The organism is Cellulomonas sp. NPDC057328 (assembly GCF_042667215.1).
Classification (GTDB): domain Bacteria; phylum Actinomycetota; class Actinomycetes; order Actinomycetales; family Cellulomonadaceae; genus Cellulomonas.
The window spans coordinates 18,528-33,036 of sequence record NZ_JBHUZW010000036.1 but is presented as its reverse complement, the minus strand read 5'-3'; the positions used below and the strand labels follow the sequence as shown (position 1 = coordinate 33,036).

6 protein-coding genes are annotated in these 14,509 nt (G+C 79.4%); all 6 read right to left on the bottom strand.

Annotated elements, in window-relative coordinates:
- Positions 1-203: 203 nt before the first annotated feature.
- The 6 genes from ACFUMH_RS08865 to ACFUMH_RS08840 all read right to left on the bottom strand — a co-directional run bounded on the left by ACFUMH_RS08865 (position 204) and on the right by ACFUMH_RS08840 (position 14,390).
- Positions 204-926 (bottom strand): ABC transporter ATP-binding protein, encoded by a 723-nt coding sequence (locus ACFUMH_RS08865; RefSeq protein WP_378203540.1) that lies wholly within the window; start codon positions 924-926, stop codon positions 204-206.
- A complete protein-coding gene (locus ACFUMH_RS08860) occupies positions 923-1,909 on the bottom strand; it encodes an ABC transporter ATP-binding protein (RefSeq protein ID WP_378203537.1) in 987 nt (328 codons plus the stop codon). Before ACFUMH_RS08860 ends, ACFUMH_RS08865 begins: the two co-directional genes overlap by 4 nt.
- Positions 1,910-2,029: 120 nt before the next feature.
- On the bottom strand, positions 2,030-4,819 hold the full coding sequence (locus ACFUMH_RS08855) for an FtsX-like permease family protein (RefSeq protein ID WP_378203534.1): 2,790 nt from the start codon (positions 4,817-4,819) through the stop codon (positions 2,030-2,032).
- Positions 4,816-8,127, bottom strand: coding sequence for an FtsX-like permease family protein (locus ACFUMH_RS08850; RefSeq protein WP_378203531.1), 3,312 nt, complete (start codon positions 8,125-8,127; stop codon positions 4,816-4,818). The genes ACFUMH_RS08855 and ACFUMH_RS08850 overlap by 4 nt, the downstream gene beginning before the upstream one ends.
- A 159-nt stretch (positions 8,128-8,286) precedes the next feature.
- Complete coding sequence (locus tag ACFUMH_RS08845) at positions 8,287-11,073, bottom strand: FtsX-like permease family protein (protein ID WP_378203528.1); 2,787 nt, start codon at positions 11,071-11,073, stop codon at positions 8,287-8,289.
- A complete protein-coding gene (locus ACFUMH_RS08840; RefSeq protein ID WP_378203525.1) occupies positions 11,070-14,390 on the bottom strand; it encodes an FtsX-like permease family protein in 3,321 nt (1,106 codons plus the stop codon). The genes ACFUMH_RS08845 and ACFUMH_RS08840 overlap by 4 nt, the downstream gene beginning before the upstream one ends.
- Positions 14,391-14,509 lie beyond the last annotated feature (119 nt).

Sequence of the window (14,509 nt, the reverse complement as noted above, 5' to 3'; positions counted from 1 at the left end):
GCCCTCGCCTGCGCGGACGTGCCCCGGCGCTCGCGGGCCTGGTCCAGCGCCTGGCAGCCGTCGTCGCTCGCCACCGCTGCGGCCGCGACGGCGTCCGCCCGCCCGGTGGCCGACCCCGCCTGACCGACCGGCGCGATCGACGGGCGTGGTCGACGTGCGGGCTGCCCGGCCGCCCCGACCCCCCAGCGGTCGGGCCGGCCGGCTCAGTCCTGGACCAGGCGCCCGTCGGCGAGCCGGATGACGCGGTCCGCGAGCGCGACCATCACGGGGTCGTGCGTCGAGACGATCGCCGTCATGCCCTCGGCCTCGACCACCGCGCGGATGAGCGCCATGACGGCGCGGCCCGTCTCGGTGTCGAGCTGGCCGGTGGGCTCGTCGGCGATGAGCAGGCGCGGCGAGTTCGCCAGCGCGCGGGCGATGGCGACGCGCTGCTGCTGACCGCCCGACATCTGCCCGGGACGCTGGCGGGCGTGCGGGCCGAGGCCGACGAGGTCGAGCAGCAGGGCGACGCGGGCCTCGCGCTCGGGGACGGGTGTGCGGCGCATGCGCAGCGGCACGCCGACGTTCTCCGCGGCCGTGAGCACGGGCACGAGGCCGAACGTCTGGAACACGAAGGACACGACGTCGCGGCGCAGCTCGACCAGCCCGCGCTCGTCCAGCGCGGAGACCTCGCGCCCGGCGACGAGCACGCGGCCCTCGTCGGGGCGGTCGAGCCCGCCGATCGCGTTGAGCAGCGTCGTCTTGCCGGACCCGGAGCGGCCGACGATCGCGACGAGCTCGCCGGGGTGCACCTCGAGGGACACGTCCTGCAGCGCGTGCACGGCCGCACGCCCGCTGCCGTAGGTGCGGCCGACGTGCTCGACGCGGACGATCGGCCCGTCGGCGGTGGCCGCGCCGGGTGCGGGGGCGGTGGTCGTGGCGGTCATCGGTCGCCCTCCTGCTCGGCGCGGCGGTCGGGGTGGACCTCGACGTGCGACTGCTCGAGCGCGAGCCGCACGCGCCCCACCAGGTCGAGGGTCTCGCGGTACTCGCGCGGCAGCTGCACGCGGCCGGCGCGGTCGAGCACCGCGAACTCCTCGGCGACGACGTGCTCGGTGCCGTCGTCCCGCGTCGCGGTGCGGCGCAGCACCTCCGAGCTCGTCCGCCCGTCGCGGATCGCGACGGTGCGCTGCACGTGCTCGCTGACGCCGGGGTCGTGCGTGACGACGACGACGGTCGTGCCGAGGTCGCGGTTGACCGACCGCAGCGCCTCCAGCACGTCGGCGGACGTCGCGGTGTCGAGCTCGCCGGTCGGCTCGTCGGCGAGCAGCACCTGCGGGGAGTTCGCGAGCGCGGTGGCGATCGCGACGCGCTGCTGCTCGCCGCCGGACATCTGCCCGGGCCGGCGGTCGGCGCAGTAGCCGACCCCGAGCACGTCGAGCAGGGCCGCCGCGTCCGTCGCGCGCTGCTTGCGCGGCCGCCCGGCGAGCGCCATCGGCAGCGCGACGTTCTCGGCGGCCGTCAGGTACGGGACGAGGTTGCGCGCGGTCTGCTGCCACACGAACCCGACCATGCTGCGGCGGTACCGCACCCGGTCCCGGGCGCTCATCGTCATGAGATCCCAGGGCCCGACGCGCACGCGCCCGGCCGTCGGCACGTCGAGGCCCGACAGCACCGACAGCAGCGTCGACTTGCCGGAGCCGGACGCCCCGACGACCGCGACGAGCTCGCCCGACTCGACGAGCAGGTCGAGGCCCTGCAGCGCCTGCACCTCGATGCCCTCGGACTGGTAGATGCGCACGAGCGACTCGCACACGATCAGCGCGGTCCGCCCGAACTCCTCGGGGCGCCGGCGCGCCTGCTCCTCCAGCGCCGACAGCGCCGTCGGCGCAGGTGCCCGTTCCACGCTCAGCTGGTCCACGGCGTCCATGCCGGCTCCTCCCTCGTCCCTGACTGGTCCCTGCCCGTGCCGCGTGCGTCCGTCACCGTGGCCCCCTCGTCCCGGTCTCGCGTCGTGGGTCCCGCGTCGCCCGCCCCACGTCGTGCGCGCTCACCGCTCACCCACCCGGAGCACCTCGCCCAGCCGGTCCCGCCGTCGCACGGCCTGCTCGACCGCGACGGCGACGGCCAGCGCGACGAGCAGCGCGGCCGCCGCCACGAGCACCGGCCACGCCGCGGGGACCAGGCGCGCGTCGCCCGGCTCGCCCGTGAGCCACGGCAGGCCGAGCGCGTCCGCGACGAGCCACGGCACCGCCAGCCCGATGAGCGAGCCGCCCACCAGGCCGCCCAGCACCAGCGGCGCGAGCTCGCCCAGCGTCGCGGCGCGCGCCGTGCGCCCGTCGAGGCCGAGCGTGCGCAGCGTGGAGAGGGTGCGCCCGCGCTCGCGCGCGGTGGCGACGACCACCAGGACCAGCGCCAGCACGAGCAGGAGCGCCAGCACGCCCACCCCGAGCAGCTGCATGGTGAGGAGCGACGACGTCAGCGGTGCCGACGACCACGCTTCCCACCAGCCGTCGCGCGTCGTCGTGACGATCCCGGCGACCTGCGGCGGCGGCAGGGTGAGCGCGTCCACCGCCGCGGCCGCGCCCGGTCCCGTGACCCACGCGCGGTCGGGGGACGGCACCGTGACGCCGGCCGCCGCGAGCGCGGCGCGGTCGACGACGACGAGGCCCTCGTCCTCGCTCTCGACGGGGAAGGCCGCGCGGGCGTCGAGCGGCGGCGCGCCGCGGTCCGCGTCGAGCTCCGTCGTGCCCCGCACGTCGAGGGTCACGGAGCCGAGCGGCAGGGTCACGGTCGGCGGGCCGGCGTCGCCCGCCTCGGCCGTGCGCGTGAGCAGGGTCGCGCTGACGAGCGCGGGCACCGACCCGGCGGGCGCGTCGACGGACGGCGTCGCGAGCGCGGCGAGCCCGTCGTCGACCGGCAGGCCGCGGGCCGCGCGCGCCTGCGCCCACGCCTCGGCGTCGACCGCGAGCACCGTGGCCGACAGGCCGGACCCGGCGTTGTACCCGCGGGCGGGCATCTGCACCGCCAGGGCGACGGCGTCGACGCCCGGCGCGCCCGCCACGTCCTCGAGCGCGGCGACGCCGAGCGGCGTGTCGAGGCGCCCGTCGAGGCGCGCGTCGGCGCCCACCTGGACGTCGGCGGCGCGCTGCTGGCCGACCTGCGCCGAGTGCGCCAGGACGCCCGACAGCACGACGAGCGCGACCGCGACCGTCACCGCGAGCAGGGGAGTCAGTGCCGTGGCCGCGCCCTGGGCGCGCGCGACGGCGAGCGGCGCGGCGAGGCCCCGCGAGCGGGCGGCGAGACGGCCCGTGGACCGCACCACGGCGGGCGCCACGCGCACGACGACGAGCGCCGCGGCGGCCGACACCAGCACGGGCGCCGCCGCGAGCAGCGGGTCGACGTCCCCGTCCCCGGCCGGCACCAGCCCGCGCGTGCGCACCGCGACGAGGGCGCCGACGGCGAGCAGGACGACCAGCGCCTCGACGACGCCCTGGCGCGCCCGTCGGCGGGCCACGAGCCGGGCGCGCTCGCGCCGGTCCGCCGGCACGCGACGGCCCGTCCACGCCCCGGCAGCGGTGCGGGCCGCGAGCACCGCGGGGGCCACGGCCGCCACCACGGCGACGCCGGCCGCCACCGTGACGGAGCCGCCCCGGCCCGGCAGGGTGAGCGCCACCGCGGCGTACGCGAGAGCGGCGACCAGCACCACGACGGGCAGCGTCTCGACGAGGCCGCGCAGGACGACCGACGCGATCGACGCGCCGCGGGCGCGCTCGCCGGCGAGCGAGACCTGCCGGCGTCCCGCGAGCAGCCCCGCGGCGAGCACGAGGCAGAGCGCGCCGGTGGCGCCGAGCCCGACGACGACCAGCGACGCCTGCGCACGGGCAGCCGTGAGCCGGGTCTCGAAGGCGTCGAGGATGTCCGGCAGCGCGCTGCCCACGCTCCCGGTGGTGGCGGTGAGCCGTACCACCTGGTCGCGCAGCGCGCGGGCGTCGCCGAGCGTCATCCCGTCGGTGTCGACGGGGGCCCGGACCGACGTCTCGAGCCGGCGCGTGCCGTTGACCTGCTCGAGGTCCTCGATCCCGGACGTGGGCACGTACAGGCCGGCGAGGTCGGCGGCCTCCGAGCCCGGCGCCGTCGGGACCGTCCCGAGCAGGTCCCCGGAGGCCCGCCAGAGCACGTCGTCCGGGTCGACCGGCTCGTAGAGGCCGGTGACGTCGACGTACGCGTCGACCGACTCGGAGCCGCGCGCGATGCGCACGGGGCCGTCGTCGAGGGTCAGCCCCAGGCTGCGCGCGGCGGCGGCGCTCAGCCCGACCTGCACGCTCGGCGGCGCCGGCGTGCCGTCGGGGAGCTCCCCGCCGGGCGGGACGGGCGCCGGGGCGGTGCCCGCGACCCAGCGGACGGGCTCCTGCGTGGCCGGGCGGTCCGGCACGACCACCGTCACGAGGCGGGTGAGGAACGCGCCCGCCGGCGTGCGGGCGACGAACGTCGGCGTGCGGACGCTCGCGACGGGTTCGCCGAGGCCCGCGTCGAACTCCGTCGTCAGCCAGCGCGCCGTCGCCACGGCCTCCTCGACGTAGTCGGGGTCGAACGCGCCGGGCGTCACGTACGGGAAGCCGATCACGTCGGCGTCCGTGCCCGCGGCGCGGAGCGTGTCGCGGACCGCGGCGTCGGCGGTGCGCTCGACGAGCCGCGGCAGGGCGAGCGCCAGCAGCAGCGTGCCGAGCAGCAGCACGGCGGTGCCCACGAGCAGGGCGGCGTCCTGCCGGGCCCGCCGGCGGGCGACGAGCAGGGCGTCGGACGTGGTGGCGCGTGCGCGCGTGGTCAGCAGGGTCACCGGTCGTCCCCCAGTCGAAGGAGCGCCCCCGAGGCGCGGCGCACGAGGAGCGCGGCGACGACGGCGACGACGAGGCAGGCGGCGGCGGCCAGCGTCGCGGCGACGCCGAGCTGGCCCAGCCAGGGCCACACGAGCAGCGGGCCGGGCACCGGCCGCCGCCCGTCGCCCGACACGGTGAGCAGCGGGGCGACGGTCGCGGCGACGCCCCACCCGATCGCGAGGCCCGCGACGGTGCCGAGCCCGACGAGCAGCAGGTGCTCGACGAGCAGCCCGCGCACGAGCCCGCCGCGCGCCGCGCCGAGCGCCTGGAGCCGCGCGAGCTCGAGCCGCCGGCTGCGCACCGCCACGGTCGTGCTCGTGCCGAGCCCGACCACGACGAGCGCGGCCGCGGCGAGCGCGACGAGCGACAGCGCCACGGGCACGCCCACCCGCAGCGGCCCCTCGGTGGCGACCTGGCGCTGCGTGGTGCGCACCGCGACGTCCCCGACACCGGTCGCGTCGAGGGCGGCGCCGAGCGCGACGCCGTCGTCGCCGGGCCGGGCGGCGACCCACCAGGCGTCGACGAGCGGCTCGCCGCTGCCCTGCTCGAGGAGCGCACGGCCGAGCCGGGCACGGTCCGCCAGCACGCCCGGCCCGCGGGGCGCGCCGGGCAGGTACGGGACCACGCGTTCCACCTCCGCGTCCACGCTGGTGCTGCCGAGCGTGAGCGCCAGGTCGTCACCGGGGCCGAGGACGCCCTCGCGCGCGGCGGCCTCGGTCACCACCACGGGCACGGGCCCGCTGCCGGTCTGCCACGCGACCGCCCCGAGACGGCCGCTGCCGTTGACGATCGCCGTCAGGTTCATCTCGCCGGTGAGCTGCAGGGCGTCGGCGCCGCCCGTGACGCCCAGCGTGTACCGGCTCGTGCCGCTGTACGCGAAGCCCTCCCAGCCGCCGTCGGCCAGCGGGAGGGGTGCGGCAGCCGCGGTCGCGGCGGCGTCGGCGTCGACCGCGGCGGCGCGGTCGACGACCCGGGCGGAGGTGACGCGCACCGTGCCGAACCCGAAGGTCTCGCGGGACTCCTCCTGGCCCTCGGGCCGCGGCGGGGCGAGCGCGAGCGAGATGCGGCCGCTCACCGCGACCACGCGGGCGGGGCCGGCCAGGGCGGGCACCTCGAGCGCGACGGTGGTGGCCTCGTCGAGCACGGGCAGCGGCGCGTCGAGCGACGTGCGGACCCCGTGGCGGTCCTCGACGACGAGCGTCAACGTGCCGGAGCCGGGGGCGGCGGGCGTGACGCCCGCGGTGACGTCCGCGACGACCCACTGCGTGTCGCCGGGCAGGGGGACGGGCCGCTCCGGGCCGCGCGGTGCGAGGTCCGCCACGACCTGCGCCCACGGCACGTCGGTGCGGCCGCGCAGCGCCTCGGGCCGCGTGGTGTCGACCCCCACGAGGTGCACGGGCATGGACGACGACGACCCGGGCACGCCGATGTCGGCGGTGAGCGCGCGCCCGAGCGTCGCGGAGCGGTCGACGACGGGCTGCGCCGTCGCCCCCGTCGCGTCGTCGAGCGGCCCGGTCAGGGCGGCGGAGCCCAGGACGCGCTCCCCGCTCAGGTCGTCGACGCGCACGTCGGTGCCGAGGGCCAGGTCGACCTGCTCGAGCTGCGACACGCGCCACGTCGCGAGGAACGACTGCCCGAACGTCGCCGCGGCGACGGCGAGCACGAGCACGAGCGTCGTGCCGGACGCGGCGGCCGGGCGGCGTGCGACCTGCCACGCGGCGAGCGGCCCCACGAGTGCGCGCGACCGGGCGGCGAGCGCGTCGGCACCGCGCCCGACGGGGCCGACGAGCCGGAGCGCGAGCACGGCGGCGCCGAGCGTCACGAGCGCCGGGCCGACCGCGAGGACGGGGTCGAGGCGCGGTCCGGTCGGGCCGACCGTCAGCGGCGACCCGTAGGTGAGCAGCTGCCACAGCGCCACCCCGGCCAGCGCGACGAGCCCGAGGTCCGCGCCCGTGCGGACGAGCCCCGCGTGCGCGGCCGGCGCCGACGAGCCGGCGACGTGCCACTGCGGCACCACCAGCGCCACGGCCAGCACGAACGCCACGACGGCGCACGTGGCCGACGCCAGCAGCGGCACGCCCGGCGGCACGGTGAACCCGGCGCGCTCGAGCGGACCGCCCGCGACGACGACCGACCACAGCGCCCGCGCCAGCCACGGCGCGGCGGCACCGCACACGACCGCGAGCGCGACCGCCTCCAGGACCGCCAGCGAGCGCAGCTGCCGCGGGGCCGCCCCCCGGGCGGCGAGCAGCTCGCCCTCGGCGGACCGCCGCTCGCCCAGCAGGCGCGCCGCCAGCAGCATGACGGTCGTCGCCAGCACGGCGAGCAGGAGCCCGACGACGACCACGCCGACGCGGGTGACGGACAGCTCCCGCCACGCGGCGTCGATGGCGTCGCCCACGGTCGTGCGCACGGTGCCGCCCATGCCCGTCGGCCGCAGCCCTGCGGTGAGCGTCAGCTGCGCGTCGTCGACGGCCGCCCGCAGGTGGGCGAGGGCCTCGGGCGGGGCGTCGCCGAGCCGGACCTCGCTCACGACGTGCGCGACGTCGACGACGCCGCTGCCGGACAGGCCGCCGGGACCGACGACCATCGGCCCCCACAGGTCGGTGACGAGGCGCCCCATCGACCCGGGCACGACGAACTGCGGGTCGTGCCCGCGCCCGTCGATGCGGTCGCGGGTCCACGTGCCGGGCGGTCCGGTCAGCTCGTGGGTGCCGGTCACCAGCCACGTGTCCGTCCGCTGCCCGCCCTGCGAGCGGACCGGCACCTCGGTGCCCACCGCCCAGCCGTACTCGGCGGCGGCGACGGCCGGCACGGCGACGAGTAGCCGGCCCGCGTCGTCGCGCGCGCGGTCCGGCCAGGTGCCGGTGAGCAGGCGCGCGTCGCCGGGCACGCGGGGGCTCGAGGCGGGGTACCCGTACGGCGCGGCCCCGGACGCGCCGCGGCCCGGCAGGATCCAGGTGCTGCCGGTCAGCCACGTCTCCTCGTCCGCCTCCACGCCGGCGTGCAGGCCGCGCAGGGCCTCGCGCGCCGTGGCGAGCGCGACGTCGGCGTCCTTGCCGGACACCCGCACGACGGCCTCCAGCCGGACGTCGTCCGCGGGCGCGCGGTCGAGCGCCTCCGCGAGCGCGTCGTCGGCGCTGCCCTGCAGCAGCAGCGCGAACGTGCCGAGCAGCGTGGTCGCCACCAGCGTCACGGCGACGACGGTCGCGATCACCGACGACTGGTCCCGCAGCCGCCGGACCAGGACGCGCCATCGCCACCCCACCGCAGGACCCCCTCGTGTCGCCGCCGGGCGTCGTGCCCGGCGTGCTGCGCGATCAGGCTAGGAGGCGCGTCACCGCAGGTGGGACCGTTTCCACGTCACGGTACGGACACGCCGAAAACGTTGGGTCGCAGGCGGAGGAAGTTCTCGGGACGGCTCGCGTCAGCGGTCGCCGACGCGCAGCACGTCGCCGAGCCGGTCGCGCCGGCGCACGGCCTGCTCGACGCCGACCGCCACGGCGAGCGCCGCCAGGAGCGCACCCGCGGCCACGACGACCGGCCACACCACGGGCACGACGCGGCCGCCCCGCGGGTCGCCCGTCAGCCACGGCAGGCCCAGGGCGTCGGTGACGAGCCAGGGCACGACCAGCCCGATCACGGCGCCGCCGAGCAGGCCGCCGACGGCCAGCGGTGCCAGCTCGCCGAGCGTCGCCGCGCGGGCGGTCCCGGCATCGAGGCCGAGGGTGCGCAGGGTCGACAGCGTGCGTCCGCGCTCGCGGGACGTCGCCACGACGACGAGCACGAGGGTGAGCACGAGCAGCAGCGCGAGCACGCCCACGCCGGCCGCCTGCAGCCCCTGCAGCGCCGCGGTCAGCGGGTCCCCGGTCCACGCCCGGGACCACCCGTCGTGCGTGGTCACGGTGATGCCGGACGCCGCCGCGGGCGGCAGCGCGAGCGCGGTCACCGCGGCCACGGCGCCGGGGCCGCTCAGCCACGCGCGGTCGGGCGCCGGCACGTCGACGCCGGTCGCGAGGAGGGCGTCGCGGTCCACGACCACGAGGCCGTCGTCCTCGACCGCGGCGGGTGCGGCGGCGCGGGCGTCGAGCGGGGGTGCGCCGGCGTCGGGCAGCATCGCGGTGGTGCCGCGCACGTCGACGGCCACCGGCTCGCCCAGGACGCCGACCCGGAGGTCGCCCTCGACCGGGTGGGCGGACAGCCGGTCGAGGAGGCCGGCGCTCACCAGCGCGGGCACGGTGCCGTCGGCGTCCGCCGTGCCGAGCGCGGCGAGGCCGGCGTCGACGGGCAGCCCGCGGTCGGCCCGCACGCGCGCCAGCTCGGCGGCGTCCACGACGAGCAGCGTCGCGGTCAGGCCGAGCCCCGACCCCACGGTGCGCCCGGACAGCTGGCTGCCGGACGCCAGCGCGTCGACGCCGGCCGCGTCGGGCAGCGCCGCGAGCGCGGCCCGGCCGAGGTCGCGGTCGAGGCGGCCGTCGAGGCGCAGGTCGCCGCCGACGCGCAGGTCGGCCGCGTCCTGCTGCCCGCTCCGCACGCTCTGCACGAGCGTGCCGGACAGCACGACCAGCGCGACCGCGACGGTCACCGCGAGCAGCGGCGTCACCGCGGTCGCCGCGCCGTGCGCGCGGGCGACCGCCAGCGGTGCCGCCAGGCCGCGCGACCGGGCGGCGAGCCGCCCGGCGGCGCCCACGGCCGCCGGCGCGACCCGCACGACGACGAGCGCCGCGGCGGCGGCGACGAGCACGGGCGCGGCCGCGAGCAGGGGGTCGACGTCGCCGTCGCCGACCGGCACGAGCCCGCGGCGGCGCACGGAGACGACGGCGGCCACGGCGAGCACGACCACGAGCAGCTCGGCGGTCACGCGCCGCAGGGTGCGGACCGTGGCCGCGTGCGCGCGCTCGTCGGCGTCGGTCGGCACGCGCCGCCGCGTCCACGCGGCGGCGGCCGCCTGGGCGGCGAGCACCGCGGGGGCCAGCACCGCCACGGCGGCGACGGCCGCGGCGACGGCGACGGTCCCGGTCGCGCCCGGCAGCGCCACGAGCACCACGGCGACCGCCACGGCGGCGGTCACGGCCACGAGCGGCACCGTCTCGACCAGCGCCCGCACGACGACCGACACCAGCGACGCGCCACGCGCCCGCTCGGCGGCGAGGAGCGCGCGCCGCCGCCCGGCGAGCAGGCCGCCGGCGAGCACGAGGCACAGGGCCGCCGTCGCGGCGATGCCGATGATCGTGAGGGACGCCTGCGCGCGCGCGGCGACGAGGCGGTCCTCGAAGGCGTCGAGCACGGCGGGCAGGTCGGTGCTGACGCGGCCGGACGTCGCGGACACGTGCAGGACCGTGCGGCGCAGCGCGCGCAGCTCGTCGAGCGTGGTCCGCGTCGTGTCGACGGTCGCCCGCACCGTCGTCTGCAGCGACTGCGGCGTGACGACCGTCGCGAGGTCCTCGAGCACGCCGACGGGCACGTACAGCCCCGCCAGCGTGTCGACGTCCGACGCCGCGGTCACGGGCACCACGTCGACCAGCTCGGGCAGGTCGCGCCACGCGGTGTGGGCGGGGTCGAGCGGCTCGTACAGGCCGGTGACGACCAGGAGCGACTCGGGCCCGCGTGCGGTGCGCCCGCGCTCGACGACGAACGGCCCGTCGTCGACCGTGACGCCGAGCGTCCGGGCCGCGGCGGCGCTCATGCCGACCTCCACGCGGCCGGGCAGCTCCGGCCGCTCCGGGCCGACCTGCAGCTCCTCGGCGACCGGGGCCGGCTCGGTGCCGGCGACCCAGCGCACGAGCCCGTCGGCGCGGTCCGCGTCCTCGAGCGGCACCACGACGGCGAGGCGCGTGAAGAACCGGTCGCCGCCGGGGGCGTCCGCGAGGAACGTCGACGTCCGCGCCGACGCGCTGCGCGGGCCGAGCCCCGTGGGGAACTCCGCGGCGAGCCAGCCCGCCGTCGCGGCCGCGGGCCCCAGCACGTCGCCGACGACCGAGCCGCCGGGGTCGGCGACGAGGTCGGCGGCCGTGCCGGCGCGCTCGACGGCCGCGCGCGCGGCGGTGTCGGCCGCACGGTCGACGAGCCGCGGCAGCGCGAGCGCCAGCAGCAGCGCCGCGAGGAGGAGCAGCGTGGTGCCGGCCAGCAGGCCGACGTCCTGCGCGGCGCGCCGCCGCCCGACCAGCAGCGCGCCGGCCGTCGTGGCGCGCAGGCGCGTCGCCGAGGTCGTCATCGGTCGTCCCCCAGTCGCAGGAGCGCGCCGGTGGTGCGGCGCACGAGCAGCGTCCCGACGACCGCGACGGTGGCGCACGCGCCGAGGGCGAGCCCCGCGACGAGGCCGGTCTGCGGCAGCCAGTCCCACACCACGCGGACGGGTGGCGACGGGCTGCGTCCGTCCGGCGACGTCGTGAGGACCGGCCCGACGACGTGGCCGAGCAGCACGCCGACGACGACGCCGGCGGCGGTGCCGAGCCCGACCAGGAGGGCGTTCTCCAGCACGAGCGCGCGGACGAGGTCGCGCCGGTCCGCGCCGAGCGCCTGCAGCCGGGCCAGCTCCAGCCGGCGCCCCCGCAGCGCCACGCCGGCGCTCGCGCCGATGCCGACCACCACGAGCAGCCCCGCGGCGAGCGTCACGAGCCCGAGGGCCACGGGCACCGCGACGCGCAACGGGCCGCGCGTCGCGTCCACGGCCGCGTCGGCGCGGACCGTCACGTCGCCGACCGCGACGGCCGCGAGGTCGTCGCCGACCGTGCGCGCGGCGTCGTCGCCGGCGGGGACCGCGACCCACCAGCCGTCGACCTGCTGCGCGATGCTGCCCGTGTCGGCGAGCGCCCGTGCGAGCGCCCGCGTGTCGGCCAGCACGTCGGTCCCGCGCGCCGCGCCCGGCAGCTGCGGGGCGACGCGCGCGACCCGGGCCCGGACGCGCGCCTCGCCGACGTTCAGCACCACGACGTCGCCGGTGCCGAGCGCGAGGTCGGCGGCGACGGGTGCGGCGAGGACGACCGGGACGCCGCCCTCGTCCGTCGTCCACGCCGTCGCCCGCAGGGTGCCGCCCGCGCCGGCCCACGTGTCCGTGAGCTCGACCCGGCCGCCGATCGTCGTGGCGTCGGTGCCCGCCGGGCGCAGCCGCAGCGGATTCTCGCCGAGGGCCGTCGTGGCGGTCCCGCCCCAGCGCACCGACCCGATCGCGACGGGGGTGGACGGCGCCGTGCCGGCCTCCCACCACTCGACGCCCTCGGCACGGTCCACGACGCGCACGGAGCTCAGGTCGAGCTGCAGCTGGTCGGTGCCGAACCCCTCCTCGAGCGGGGGCGCGGCCTCGTCGACCACGACGTGCGCCGTGACGCCCACCAGCTCGACGGGCAGGGCGAGCGTCGGCACACCCGTCGCCAGCTCCAGCGGCTCGTGCAGGCTCGGCAGGCTGCCGTGCGTCCAGGCGTGCACGCCGCGGGCGTCCCGCAGCAGGAACGACAGGTTCACCTGGCCGACCGACGGCTGCGTCGCGGTGGGCGTCACGTCGAGCACGAGCCACCGCGGGTCGCCGGGCAGGGGGACCGCCGCGGTCCGCTCCGGGTCGTCCTCCGCCGGCGGCGGCGGCGGCGCCAGGTCGGCGAGCACCGCGGCCCAGCCGGCGTCCGTGCGGCCCCGCAGCACGTCGGGACGCGTGGCGTCGACGGCGAGGAGCTGGGCGCTCCGGCCGGACGCGGTCGCGGTGCTGTCGGTCCCGATCGCGGCGCCGAGCGTCACCGCGCGGTCCAGGACGGGGACGGCGGCCGCGTCCGGGTGCGCCGCCAGCACCTCGTCGACCGTGCGCGCGCTCGCGACGCCGTCGCCGTCGAGGTCGTCGACCCGCACGTCGGTGCCGACCGCCAGCTCGACCTGCTCCACCTGGGACGTGCGCCACGTCGCCTGGAAGGACTGCGCGAACGTCGCGCACGCGACCGCGACCGCGAGCACGAGCACGGCGCCCGACGCCGACGCCGGGCGGCGCGCGACCTGCCACGCGGCCACGGGCCCCACGAGCGCGCTGCTGCGCCGGGCCAGCGCGTCGGCCGCGGCGCCCACGGGGCGGACCAGCCGGAGGGCGAGCACGGCGCCGCCGACGGCGACGAGCGCCGGCGCCACGGCCAGCACCGGGTCGACGCGGGGCGCGCCGCCGGGCAGGGGGCCGCCGTAGCTGAGGAGCTGCCACGCCGCGAGGCCCGCGACGGCCACGAGCGCCAGGTCGGCGCCCGCGCGCGCCAGCCGGGCGCGCCCCGCGCGGGCCGACGCGGCCGGGCGCCACTGCGGCAGGACGACCGCGACCGCGAGGACCGCGGCGACGACCGCGCAGGTCAGCACACCCGCGAGCGGTGGCACGCCCGGCACGCGGAAGCCCGCCGGGCCGAGCAGCCCGCCCGAGACGAGCGCGCCGTACGCGCCCAGTGCGAGCCAGGGCGCCACGAGCGTCGCCCCGGCCGCGAGGACGGCGGCCTCGAGGACCGCCAGCGAGCGGAGCTGGCGCGGCGAGGCGCCGCGCGAGACGAGCAGGCTGCCCTCCGTGGCGCGGCGCTCGCCGAGCAGGCCGGCCGCGAGCAGCATGACCGTCGTCGCCAGCACGCCCAGGAGCAGGCCGACGACGAGGACCGCGACCCGCGTCACCGCGAGCTCGCGCCACGTCGCGTCGATCGTGCGGTGCACGAACGTGCTGACCCGCGCGTTGGCGGGCGTGCCGTCCAGCGCCGACGTCACGGCGAGCTGCGCGTCGTCGACGGCCGTGCGCAGGGCGGCCACGGCGCCGCGCGGCGCGCCCGCGAGCTGCGGGACCACGGTCGTGTGCACGGTCTCGACCGCGTCCGTGGCCGTCAGGGCGCCGGGCGCGACGACCATCGGCCCCCACGCGTCGGTGGTGACCATGCCGCCACCGCCGGGCACGGGGTGCCGCGGGTCGTGCGCGGCGCCCCGCAGCCGGTCGCGGTCCCACGTGCCGAGCGGGCCGCCGAGCTCCAGCAGGCCGGTGACGACCCACGTGTCGGGCCCCTCGCGCGGTCCGGCGCCCGCCTCGACCACGGAGCCGACCTGCCAGCCGTACCGCTCGGCCGCGACGGCCGGCACGGCGACGAGCAGCCGCCCCGCGTCGTCGCGCGCGCGGTCGGGGAGCGCGCCGGCGACGACCTCGGCGTGCTCCGCCACGGCCGGGTAGTCGGCCGCGTAGGCGAGTGGCGCCGTGCGGCCGTCGGACGCCAGGCCGGGCAGCCAGTGCAGCCCGCCGGTGAGCCAGACCTCCTCGTCGGCGTCCAGCGCGCCGAGCACGTCCCGCAGGGTCCCGCTCGTCGTCGCGACGACCGTGGCGACGTCGCCGCCGTTGACGCGCGCGACCGCGTCGATCCGCACGTCCTCGGTGTCCGCGCGGTGCAGCGCCTCGTCGAGCGCGTCGTGCGCCGTGCCGTCGAGCAGCAGCGCGAACGTGCCGAGCAGGGTCGTGGCGACGAGCGCGACGAGCGCGACCGTCGCGACGACCGCCGCCTGGTCGCGAAGCCGGCCGGTCAGCACGCGCAGCCGCCACCTCACGTGGTCCCCCTCGCGTCGGCCCGGGACTCCGTCGCGCCCGGCGTGGTTGCGCGCCCACGCTAGGGGCCGGGCGCGGGGCCGGGGACGCCGTGACGGTCACGGTCCGGACACGACCGAAA

Coding starts and splice junctions, on each gene's coding strand:
- ACFUMH_RS08865 (WP_378203540.1), bottom strand. CDS start 926: ATGACCGCCACGACCACCGCCCCCGCACCCGGCGCGGCCACCGCCGAC.
- ACFUMH_RS08860 (WP_378203537.1), bottom strand. CDS start 1,909: ATGGACGCCGTGGACCAGCTGAGCGTGGAACGGGCACCTGCGCCGACG.
- ACFUMH_RS08845 (WP_378203528.1), bottom strand. CDS start 11,073: ATGACGACCTCGGCGACGCGCCTGCGCGCCACGACGGCCGGCGCGCTG.